Origin of the sequence: Ochrobactrum sp. XJ1, assembly GCF_024701725.1 — a bacterium.
GTDB lineage: Bacteria > Pseudomonadota > Alphaproteobacteria > Rhizobiales > Rhizobiaceae > Brucella > Brucella anthropi.
In genome coordinates this window covers 1-8,712 of the sequence record NZ_VDGD01000038.1, presented here as the reverse complement: position 1 = coordinate 8,712, position 8,712 = coordinate 1, and the positions used below count along the sequence as shown (strand labels likewise).

Here is an 8,712-nt window from a genome sequence, read left to right as displayed (position 1 = left end):
CTTGTCGGTGGCGAAGCGGGCCGAGCCGTGGGTTTCGCCGTCCATATCCCCGAAATGGATAATCAGCGGATTGGTGACTAGCCGGAAGGTGATCGCGGCCAGCACCAGCAGCGTGACGAGATCGAGCGCGATGAAGGGAACCGAGCCGGGGCCGAAGCCCATTTGGGGTCGTCTCAGAAAACGGAAAATAAAGCACGCTAAGCCGGTTGCAGCGGCCGTAGCGGCCTGAACTTGCCCGCGCCGATCTTGGCGCTGCTGCGCCAGAGGTAATCGCCGGTCAGGTTGATGTGCTCCCAGCCGAGCGGCGACAGGTACTGCAACAGGCCGTCATCGACGGCTTGACCGTGGCCACGCAAGGCGTTCGCGGCCCGCTCCAGATAGACCGTGTTCCATAGCACGATGGCCGCCGTCACCAGGTTGAGGCCGCTGGCCCGGTAGCGCTGCTGCTCGAAGCTGCGGTCGCGGATTTCCCCCAGGCGGTTGAAGAACACGGCGCGGGCCAGCGCGTTGCGCGCCTCGCCTTTGTTCAGCCCGGCATGCACGCGGCGGCGCAGCTCGACGCTTTGCAGCCAGTCCAGGATGAACAGTGTGCGCTCGATGCGTCCCAGCTCACGCAGGGCGACGGCCAGGCCGTTCTGGCGCGGGTAGCTGCCAAGCTTCCTGAGCATCAGCGAGGCCGTCGCCGTGCCCTGCTTGATCGAGGTGGCCATCCGCAGGATTTCATCCCAATGGGCGCGGACGTGCTTGATGTTGAGCGTGCCGCCGATCATCGGTTTCAACGCCTCGTAGGTGGCATCGCCCTTCGGGATGTAGAGCTTGGTGTCGCCCAGGTCACGAATGCGCGGGGCGAAGCGGAAGCCCAGCAGGTGCATCAACGCGAAGACGTGGTCCGTGAACCCTGCCGTGTCGGTGTAGTGCTCCTCGATCCGCAGGTCGGATTCGTGATACAGCAGGCCGTCGAGCACGTAGGTCGAGTCGCGCACGCCGACGTTCACGACCTTGGTGTGGAACGGCGCGTACTGGTCGGAGATATGGGTGTAGAACGTCCGCCCTGGGCTGCTGCCGTATTTCGGATTGATGTGGCCGGTGCTCTCGGCCTTGCTGCCGGTGCGGAAGTTCTGGCCGTCCGACGATGACGTGGTGCCGTCGCCCCAATGCTCGGCGAAGGGATGTCGGAACTGCGCGTTGACCAGCTCGGCCAGTGCCGCCCCGTAGGTTTCGTCGCGGATGTGCCAGGCTTGCAGCCAGGCCAGCTTGGCGTAGGTCGTGCCGGGGCACGATTCCGCCATCTTGGTCAGGCCCAGGTTGATCGCGTCGGCGAGGATCGTGGTCAGCAACAGGTTTTTGTCCTTGGCCAGGTCGCCTGACTTCAGGTGGGCGAAGTGCCGGGTGAAGCCCGTCCATTCGTCTACCTCCAGCAGCAATTCGGTGATCTTGACGTGCGGTAGGATCATCGCCGTCTGGTCGATCAGGGCCTGTGCGGTATCGGGCACCGCCGCATCGAGCGGCGTGATCTTCAGGCCCGACTCCGTGATGATGGCGTCCGGCAGCTCGTTGGCCAGCGCCATGCGGTTGACGGTGGCGAGCTGCGTTTCCAGCAGCGTCAGCCGGTCATGCAGGTACTGGTCGCAATCGGTGGCCACGGCCAGCGGCAATTCGCTGGCCTGCTTGAGGCTGGCGAATTTCGCGGGCGGCACCAGGTAGTTGTAGCGGCTCGCGTTTGAAAACGGGCGTGCTCGCATTCGACGCCGCTTTCGGCTCGAATTAACTGCAACTGACGGCGCGCTGATGCTCACGCTATCTGCAAACGAGCTTGCAATCGACGGCGGCGGCTCGCATTTCATGGCGGCGTGCTCGAATTAATTGCAAGTGAAATGCCGGGTTCCAAGCTATCCAAAATCAATAGATGCAGTGCCGGCTGCCCGCTAACGCCTCTGAGCGGGCAGCCGGGGATTGACCTACGCCGCCTCTCGCACGAGACGGATATCGACTTCTCTGTCAACGTACTTCCATTCCTCTGTTGCACGCAGTTCGGAAAGCAATGCGTTGAACTCAGCCTCATGGGTTGGCGCGAACTCGAACCAAGTGAGAAAATCGAACGGTTCATTTTCAGAGAGGTCGCGGCAGTGGTAGAGCTTGCGCGCTACTGCAGGCAAGTAGTTGAGCCCGATTTGGATGTGCTTTGACGACTTTTCGAAAACGCTCCGGCGCTCGTCTTGCGTGAATTCCCACCAAGCTGCGTTTTTTCGGATCGGTATCAACGCAGCGCAAGTTGCTTCTGGGCGCGCTAGCCCTTGCTGCTTCACCACAATTTCGTTCTTCTCTTCGCGCATGACATACCGTTCATTGCTTGTTATTCCGCGAAGTACCCAGGGTGCATTGGTTTCGGGCTGCAACTCTGAGGCAGATATTACGTTGAGCCTTTTGGCTTCAGGCAGTGACTTGCCAACTATGGTTTCGGTTCCAACGATCCGCCAAAGACCGCTGTCTCCGCCGACGAATGCAAATAATCGTGTATCCATTTCACCCCCTTCATGTGAGTGTGTTAACTTTTTTACAGCCTCAAAAAACATATCTGCCCATCCCATGCTTGTGCATCATCGTCTCGCCTCGCTTAGCGTAGTATTGCATTACGCTTGCCAGCGCTCAGTTAAATTGTAAATATAGCATCGAATTGGTCTGTGATACGACCGCCAGAAAATAGCCGTTTGTCGCCATTTCAAAAATTAATTGTACCGTATCGGTACGCCCTAACTAGGCGTCAGGCCGGAACCTTGGGCCGCGTCAGGATAGGGCCGATTCCAGCATTTTCTGACGCCTCGCCGGCAACCTCTAGGGCCTCAACCTGACAGGCCGTACGCTTAACGTACGATTTTTTCCGTTTTCTCTATCGTCCCCATCAAGGCTCTGGCCAGCACGATGCCCTTGTCGGTTTGCATGGCCAGCTCGGTCAGCAACTGGACAGCCTGCCGGTAGTGGCCAATCGTGAACGGCTGGAAGCCGAACACCGTTTGCAGCTCGACCAGGTGCTCGCGTCGGGTCTGCTCACGCTGCCCGTACTCGTCCCAGCTTTCGATGCCGACCTTGAGCTGGTTGGCGACCAGTCTCAGCAATGGCGGGAACGGTGGCTCATCAGCGCCAAGGATGACGCCGGGAAAGCGCAGGTAGCAGAGCTGCACCGCGAAGCCCAGCCGATTGGCCGGGCCGCGCCGCTGCCGGATGATGGAGAGGTCGCTTTCGCTGAACGTGTAGTGACGGATCAACTCATCCTTGGTGTCCGGCAACGCCAGCAGGCTTTCGCGCTCGGCGGCGGAGAGGATCGAACGGCGGGGCATGCGGTTTCCTTCTTCTTGAAAACGTAGGTTTGTGACAAGCCCGCCAAGGCAACCGGCGCGGCACGGGAATCAAGGCATTGCGATTCTCGAAAATAGTTCTTGAAATTCTATTCTTGATTGCATATCATCTCAACGAGTTTCGATAAGAAAGGATGCCCATGCGACCGTCTGTTGTGCTTGACATGAAGCGAAGCGCAGTGCGTGAAGCGGTAGGCCGCTTTCGCGCCGCGAACCCGCGCGTCTTCGGCTCGGTGCTGCATGGCACCGACCGGGATGGCAGCGACCTCGACCTGTTGGTCGATGCGCTGCCCGGTGCCACGTTGTTGGACTTGGGCGATTTGGAAGAAGAACTGAAATCGCTGCTCGGCGTTGACGTCGATCTGCTGACTCCCGGCGACCTGCCGCCGAAGTTCCGGGCCAAGGTGCTCGCGGAGGCGCAACCGATATGAGCGAGAACCGCCTGCCCGATTACCTCGACCACATTCAGCAGGCCGCAACCGATGCGCGCAGCTTCGTGGAAGGGATGGCCAAGGACGACTTCTTGGCCGACAAGCGCACCCAGCAGGCCGTCATCATGAGCCTGATCGTCATCGGCGAGGCGGCCACAAAGGTGATGGATGGCTACGTCGAGTTCACCCAGGCGCATGCCGACGTGCCGTGGCGCAGCATGCGCAATATGCGTAATCGCATGGCTCACGGCTATTTCGACATCAACCTCGATGTGGTGTGGGAGACGGTACAGGAATGGCTGCCGGCGTTGCTCCAGCAATTGCCCGCCGTGCGTCAGGATGCCGACGATGAAGACCGTAACGACAAAGGCATGGAGCCATGACCAATCAAGCCGCCGATGTTCGGCCCCTCTGGCGTGTTCGATCCCGCGACCTATGAGCCGCGCTCGGGCAAGACCTTCTGGATGGCCGCAACGGACGTGAGTTCGCTGGTGGGCAAGGAGGCAGCAGCCGACACGCTCATCGGCAACTGCACGACCGCACGACCAGCCTCCCGTTCAAATTCGAGTTAGAACTCATATCCAGCCTGTCTGGGGGCACTGTGAAAGAGGGATCTCCGATGACTGTTGAATCGAGAATATTTTCTGTAGCCGAGTATGTTCAGCCGTCCGAAGGCGAGCCTATTCGTTCCGTTGTGCTTGAAACCCGAGACTCAATTATCGTGGTTTGGCATGTCCATCCCGGGCAGGAAATTGCGGCTCACATTCATCCTCACGGCCAAGACACGTGGACTGTTTTGTCGGGAATGGCTGATTACTTTCAGGGCAATGGGATTGTTCGTGCCCTCAGGGAAGGTGAGATAGCCGTGGCAAGACCGGGCCAAGTGCACGGGGCGCGAAATACAGGTACCGAGCCATTTGTGTTCGTCTCGGTTGTGGCATCAGCCAATGCCGGTTTCGTATTGGCTGAGCGATAGAGCCCAATCTCTGGAGTTGGTCCAATGAGCGGTCGGGGAGATAGGTAACAGACATGCAGCGGACACGGCTGCTAAACCAGGTCGCAAACCTCCTTGCGTCGCAGCGTGCCGCAAGCGACGCGATCAATCGAATGGGGTCGGCATGAGACTGAACACCATCCAGTTCCCGACCGCGTAGCCGCCTGTCCTGCCGATCAGGTCTTGACCATCGACGCCTGGGATCAGTCCTGAATGTTCTTGGAGACCACTACGTTATGAGCCGCAGCCGCCGCAAAACACCCATCGTCGGGCACACGACCTGCGGCAGCGAGCGCGAGGACAAGAAGCTCTGGCATCAGCGCTGGCGCACCCGTGAGCGCACGGCGCTGACCAGCGCGTCGCCCGAAGCCCTGAGCGCCCATCTGCCCCTGCTGGAAAACCAGGCCAGCAGCGTCTGGTCGATGGGCAAGGATGGCCGCTCCTACTGGCCCGTCAAGCGCCAGGCCGCCACGGCGGATCGCATCGCCAATCACAAGGGACGCAACCCGCAAGAACGCGCCTCCCTGAAAAAGCGCCTGCTGCGCAAGTGGATGAGCAAATGAAGCTCTCCTTCCATCAGCACATTGCGCTGTTCTGGATGATCGGTGCTCCGGGCGTCTTCGCGCCCGTGATCGAGAACGCCAAGCGGCCCGATGCCGGCGCCGTCATGGCGTGGGGTGTCGCGATCGTGGCGGTGATGATCCTCTTCACCCCTTTGCTGCTGCGCTGTCCACCATTCCGGCGCTGGTATGGCCGGACGGATGCGCTGTCGGAGCGGCAGCGCCAGGCGCTTGCCGAGCGCGGCCTGCGCCGCTACTACCAGACCGCTTTCGATGACGGCTACGTGCCCCGCGTGATGCCCTACGTGTGGCGCATCATCTGGACGGTCGGCGGGTTGATGGCTGTGACCGCCGTACTGCCTACCAACACCGGACGGCCAGCCTTCGATGCCTTGGTGGTCTTCTCGACCTGGTATCCGATAGGCGTGATGCTGCTGGTTTTCGCGTCGAGGCCCCTTGGCCGGTTGATTCGCCAAAGAGCACAGGAGCGGCGGAAATGAGCACGTCAACCATCGAGGCGCTGGCCAGCGCCTGGGCAAGGATTGCCGAGGAAGCGGAATTCCCCGCTGACTACGAGGGGACTGCCACACCACAAGCGCATCGGGCTAGCGAAGCTATTCAGGAGCAGATTCGGGAGCGCATCGTCGCCACCAACGACATGCGGCTGTTCAGCCTGCTGCACCTGCTGGGTCAGGCGTCGCTGCGCATGGAGCAAGCGCTGTGGCCGGAGGATTACGAGCGGATGACGCGCGAGGTTGAGGAAGCCCTGCGGCAAGCCACCGACGCCAACGCCAGATCGTACACCCACGAAGAAGTGATGCAGGCGATGCAGGAACGCATCGACCGGGCGCGAGACAAGCCATGTTGATTGGCTATGCGCGCGTCTCGACGCAGGATCAGAACCTGGAGCTGCAACGCGAAGCCTTGAGCAAGGCCGGATGTAAAAAGGTCTTCGAGGACAAGGTGAGTGGCACGCGGGCAGACCGGCCTGGCTTGGCCAAGACGCTCGAAATGCTGCGCGAAGGCGATACTTTGGTCGTCTGGAAGCTCGACCGGCTGGGCCGGTCGGTCAAGCAACTGGTCGATCTGGTCGGCGATCTGCACAAGCACGGTGTCCAGTTCAGGAGCCTCACCGACTCCATCGACACCGGCACACCATCCGGGCGGTTCTTCTTCCACGTCATGGCGAGCCTTGCCGAAATGGAGCGCGAGCTGACCGTCGAGCGCACCCGCGCCGGGCTGGAAGTCGCCAAGCAGCTCGGCCGCAAAGGCGGCCGCAAGCCGAAGATGACCGACAGCAAGATCGAGTCGGCCAAGAAGCTGCTGGCCAGCGGGGTGCCGCCCAAGGACGTGGCCAAGAACCTCGGCGTGTCCATTCCGACGCTGTACCGCTGGGTGCCAGCCTCCACGCACGCTTAGCGTGCTTTATTTTCCGTTTTCTGAGACGACCCCCATTTGTTCGAGGAAGAACCGGCCGCCGAAGCCGACCACGAACAGGGTTATGATGAGGATGAACAGAAGCCCGAGAAGCGGTTTCCAGATGCGGAAGGGCAGGGCGAGCAGGGATAGGAACGCCCATAGCGGATCACGCGCAGCCTGCCGCATCATGTTCTTGAACGCGGCCCAGGCTAACGTCGCCTGATTCATGAGGCGGCCCCCCCGGCGCTGTCTGTTGTCTCCCTGGCCGGCGCGTTGGCGATCAGATCGGCAAAGAGTTCCTTATCGCCAGGGCGCGTCAGGAAGTCGGGCAGCTCGCGCTTGAGCCATTCGCGGAGGCGTCGGGAAAATTCCTCATCCTTGCCGCTTTCGAGGCGATGCAGAACGAGCGCGCCGAGCAGCACCTTGCGGCGGGTATCGTTGGCGCGCTCCTGTTTGCCGAGCCGGGCCTTGAGCGTGGCGCGCTGCGCATCCAGCTCGGCCAACCGCTGTTCGATCGTCTTGCGCGCCATGTGTCGTTTCCTTCTATCTAGCGGGGCGAGGGGTTGGCCCGCCCTTGAGGCGAACCATGATAATTTTCGGATTTTCGCCAATGCGCTCGACCTCGACAATGCCCGACGCCTCGACCAGATCGGAGAGGCGGGGAAAGCCATAGTTGCGGGCGTCGAAATCCGGCGATTGTTTCGCCAGGTGCGCGCCGACGCGGGCCAGATTGGCGCGGCCGTCTTCGTCGGCCGAGGCGGTGACAGCTTTCGCCAGCATGTCGAGGGCAGCGCGATCGAGTGCCGCTTTCGCCGGTGCAGGCTTGGCGGCGGCCGCTTTAGGCGCGGTGACGGCTTCCGCTTCCTTCTGTTCCCCGGCCGTGTTGAGCACGTCGAAATAGACGAACTTGTCGCAAGCGGTGATGAAGGGGCGGGGCGTCTTGCGCTCCCCGAACCCATAGACGATGACGCCTTGCTCACGGATGCGCGCGGCCAGGCGGGCAAAGTCGCTATCACTTGAGACGATGCAGAAACCGGAGAAGCGGCCGGTATAGAGCAAGTCCATCGCGTCGATAATCATCGCGCCGTCCGTTGCGTTCTTCCCGGTCGTATAGGCGAATTGCTGGACCGGCTGAATCGAGTGTTCCAGCAGGCACTCTTTCCAGCCGTTGAGGTTCGGCTTGGTCCAATCGCCATAGATGCGCTTGACGCTGGCGGTGCCATAGTTGGCGATCTCAGCCAGCAGCCCGGTTATGATTTTCGGGGTGGCATTATCGCCGTCGATCAGCAACGCAAGTGTTCCGGCGCTGTCTATTGCCATCGGTCTGCACTCCCATTTGAGCCGAAGTCTATCCGATGCAAGCAGCGTCACCAAACACGATTATGCGCTACCTTGAATTTTTGGCAGCTGTGCAGCACAATCAGGGCCTCAGTTCATCGCATCGACCTTGCCGCAAGCGCCACACCGAGCGACGAAAGAGCGTAGCGATTGAGTTGAGAAGGGCGCACTTACGAGTTGCTATGCAACTCAGCGCGCCGCCAGCTTGGAGGCTGGCGGGAAAGGCGGAAACTAGATCGAGGCAACGGGTTGGCGATCTACCATTTGAGCATGAAGCCAGTTTCGCGGGCGGGCGGCCGTAGCGCCGTCGCCTCAATGGCTTATCGTGCCGGGGAGAAGCTGACCAACGAACGCGACGGGATCACGCATGATTTCAGCCGCAAGCAGGGCGTTGAACATGCCGAGATCGTCTTGCCCGAAGGCGTTTCAGCCGATTGGGCGCGGGATCGGTCGGACTTGTGGAACGCCGCCGAGTTTGCCGAGAAGCGCAAGGATGCCCGCGTTGCGCGGGAGTTCGAGATTGCCTTGCCGCATGAGCTATCGGCCGAGCAGCGGCTAGAGGCGGCGCGGGAGATGGCGCAGGAGCTGGCCGACCGCTACGGCGCGGCCGTGGACTT

The 8,712-nt window shown here is 61.0% G+C and carries 13 protein-coding genes and 2 pseudogenes; 9 read left to right on the top strand and 6 right to left on the bottom strand.

Translation table 11 applies throughout. The annotated features are described in order from the left end of the window. Positions 1-197: 197 nt before the first annotated feature. From FG152_RS26740 to FG152_RS26730, 3 genes and pseudogenes are all read right to left on the bottom strand, one after another. Positions 198-1,706, bottom strand: a pseudogene (locus FG152_RS26740) (Tn3-like element ISPa38 family transposase); the annotation flags it as partial. Positions 1,707-1,958: 252 nt separating this feature from the next. Further along, the gene (locus tag FG152_RS26735; RefSeq protein WP_498989383.1) at positions 1,959-2,522 is read right to left on the bottom strand and encodes a chlorite dismutase family protein; all 564 of its coding nucleotides are present in this window, start codon (positions 2,520-2,522) and stop codon (positions 1,959-1,961) included. A gap of 345 nt (positions 2,523-2,867) precedes the next feature. Beyond that, positions 2,868-3,335: pseudogene (locus FG152_RS26730) on the bottom strand (DUF4158 domain-containing protein); the annotation flags it as partial. 158 nt (positions 3,336-3,493) lie between these two features. Here FG152_RS26730 and FG152_RS26725 point away from each other — a divergent pair. The 8 genes from FG152_RS26725 to FG152_RS26690 all read left to right on the top strand — a co-directional run bounded on the left by FG152_RS26725 (position 3,494) and on the right by FG152_RS26690 (position 6,757). Next, complete coding sequence (locus FG152_RS26725) at positions 3,494-3,784, top strand: nucleotidyltransferase family protein (RefSeq protein WP_001247892.1); 291 nt, start codon at positions 3,494-3,496, stop codon at positions 3,782-3,784. Beyond that, on the top strand, positions 3,781-4,167 hold the full coding sequence (locus tag FG152_RS26720) for a HepT-like ribonuclease domain-containing protein (protein ID WP_003100872.1): 387 nt from the start codon (positions 3,781-3,783) through the stop codon (positions 4,165-4,167). Before FG152_RS26725 ends, FG152_RS26720 begins: the two co-directional genes overlap by 4 nt. 15 nt (positions 4,168-4,182) lie before the next feature. Further along, positions 4,183-4,356, top strand: a complete 174-nt coding sequence (locus FG152_RS26715; protein WP_003154411.1) for a hypothetical protein — start codon at positions 4,183-4,185, stop codon at positions 4,354-4,356. Positions 4,357-4,403: 47 nt separating this feature from the next. Then, positions 4,404-4,760, top strand: coding sequence for a cupin domain-containing protein (locus FG152_RS26710; protein ID WP_003465043.1), 357 nt, complete (start codon positions 4,404-4,406; stop codon positions 4,758-4,760). Between the two features lie 254 nt (positions 4,761-5,014). Beyond that, the gene (locus FG152_RS26705) at positions 5,015-5,341 is read left to right on the top strand and encodes a hypothetical protein (protein WP_003100858.1); all 327 of its coding nucleotides are present in this window, start codon (positions 5,015-5,017) and stop codon (positions 5,339-5,341) included. After that, positions 5,338-5,838, top strand: a complete 501-nt coding sequence (locus FG152_RS26700) for a hypothetical protein (RefSeq protein ID WP_003100856.1) — start codon at positions 5,338-5,340, stop codon at positions 5,836-5,838. Before FG152_RS26705 ends, FG152_RS26700 begins: the two co-directional genes overlap by 4 nt. Then, positions 5,835-6,206, top strand: coding sequence for a hypothetical protein (locus tag FG152_RS26695; RefSeq protein ID WP_003100853.1), 372 nt, complete (start codon positions 5,835-5,837; stop codon positions 6,204-6,206). Before FG152_RS26700 ends, FG152_RS26695 begins: the two co-directional genes overlap by 4 nt. Continuing rightward, entirely contained in the window at positions 6,200-6,757 is a 558-nt protein-coding gene (locus tag FG152_RS26690) for a recombinase family protein (RefSeq protein ID WP_003100847.1), read from the top strand. Before FG152_RS26695 ends, FG152_RS26690 begins: the two co-directional genes overlap by 7 nt. Before the next feature lie 6 nt (positions 6,758-6,763). On the opposite strand, the gene FG152_RS26685 is transcribed toward FG152_RS26690, so the two are convergent. From FG152_RS26685 to FG152_RS26675, 3 genes are read right to left on the bottom strand one after another with little or no spacing between them, the layout of a single operon-like run. Next, complete coding sequence (locus FG152_RS26685; protein ID WP_498989369.1) at positions 6,764-6,985, bottom strand: hypothetical protein; 222 nt, start codon at positions 6,983-6,985, stop codon at positions 6,764-6,766. Further along, the gene (locus FG152_RS26680; RefSeq protein ID WP_030092368.1) at positions 6,982-7,287 is read right to left on the bottom strand and encodes a hypothetical protein; all 306 of its coding nucleotides are present in this window, start codon (positions 7,285-7,287) and stop codon (positions 6,982-6,984) included. Before FG152_RS26680 ends, FG152_RS26685 begins: the two co-directional genes overlap by 4 nt. A 13-nt stretch (positions 7,288-7,300) precedes the next feature. Beyond that, positions 7,301-8,077 (bottom strand): NYN domain-containing protein, encoded by a 777-nt coding sequence (locus FG152_RS26675; protein WP_030092369.1) that lies wholly within the window; start codon positions 8,075-8,077, stop codon positions 7,301-7,303. 267 nt (positions 8,078-8,344) lie between these two features. On the opposite strand from FG152_RS26675, the gene FG152_RS26670 reads away from it, so the two are divergent. Continuing rightward, positions 8,345-8,712 (top strand): MobA/MobL family protein (locus FG152_RS26670; RefSeq protein ID WP_498989365.1); only part of this gene is annotated, 368 nt, incomplete at its 3' end.

Excerpts from the sequence above, each read along its gene's own strand:
- FG152_RS26735 (WP_498989383.1), bottom strand. The coding sequence starts at position 2,522 with ATGGATACACGATTATTTGCATTCGTCGGCGGAGACAGCGGTCTTTGG.
- FG152_RS26725 (WP_001247892.1), top strand. The coding sequence starts at position 3,494 with ATGCGACCGTCTGTTGTGCTTGACATGAAGCGAAGCGCAGTGCGTGAA.
- FG152_RS26720 (WP_003100872.1), top strand. The coding sequence starts at position 3,781 with ATGAGCGAGAACCGCCTGCCCGATTACCTCGACCACATTCAGCAGGCC.
- FG152_RS26715 (WP_003154411.1), top strand. The coding sequence starts at position 4,183 with ATGTTCGGCCCCTCTGGCGTGTTCGATCCCGCGACCTATGAGCCGCGC.
- FG152_RS26710 (WP_003465043.1), top strand. The coding sequence starts at position 4,404 with ATGACTGTTGAATCGAGAATATTTTCTGTAGCCGAGTATGTTCAGCCG.
- FG152_RS26705 (WP_003100858.1), top strand. The coding sequence starts at position 5,015 with ATGAGCCGCAGCCGCCGCAAAACACCCATCGTCGGGCACACGACCTGC.
- FG152_RS26700 (WP_003100856.1), top strand. The coding sequence starts at position 5,338 with ATGAAGCTCTCCTTCCATCAGCACATTGCGCTGTTCTGGATGATCGGT.
- FG152_RS26695 (WP_003100853.1), top strand. The coding sequence starts at position 5,835 with ATGAGCACGTCAACCATCGAGGCGCTGGCCAGCGCCTGGGCAAGGATT.
- FG152_RS26690 (WP_003100847.1), top strand. The coding sequence starts at position 6,200 with ATGTTGATTGGCTATGCGCGCGTCTCGACGCAGGATCAGAACCTGGAG.
- FG152_RS26685 (WP_498989369.1), bottom strand. The coding sequence starts at position 6,985 with ATGAATCAGGCGACGTTAGCCTGGGCCGCGTTCAAGAACATGATGCGG.
- FG152_RS26680 (WP_030092368.1), bottom strand. The coding sequence starts at position 7,287 with ATGGCGCGCAAGACGATCGAACAGCGGTTGGCCGAGCTGGATGCGCAG.
- FG152_RS26675 (WP_030092369.1), bottom strand. The coding sequence starts at position 8,077 with ATGGCAATAGACAGCGCCGGAACACTTGCGTTGCTGATCGACGGCGAT.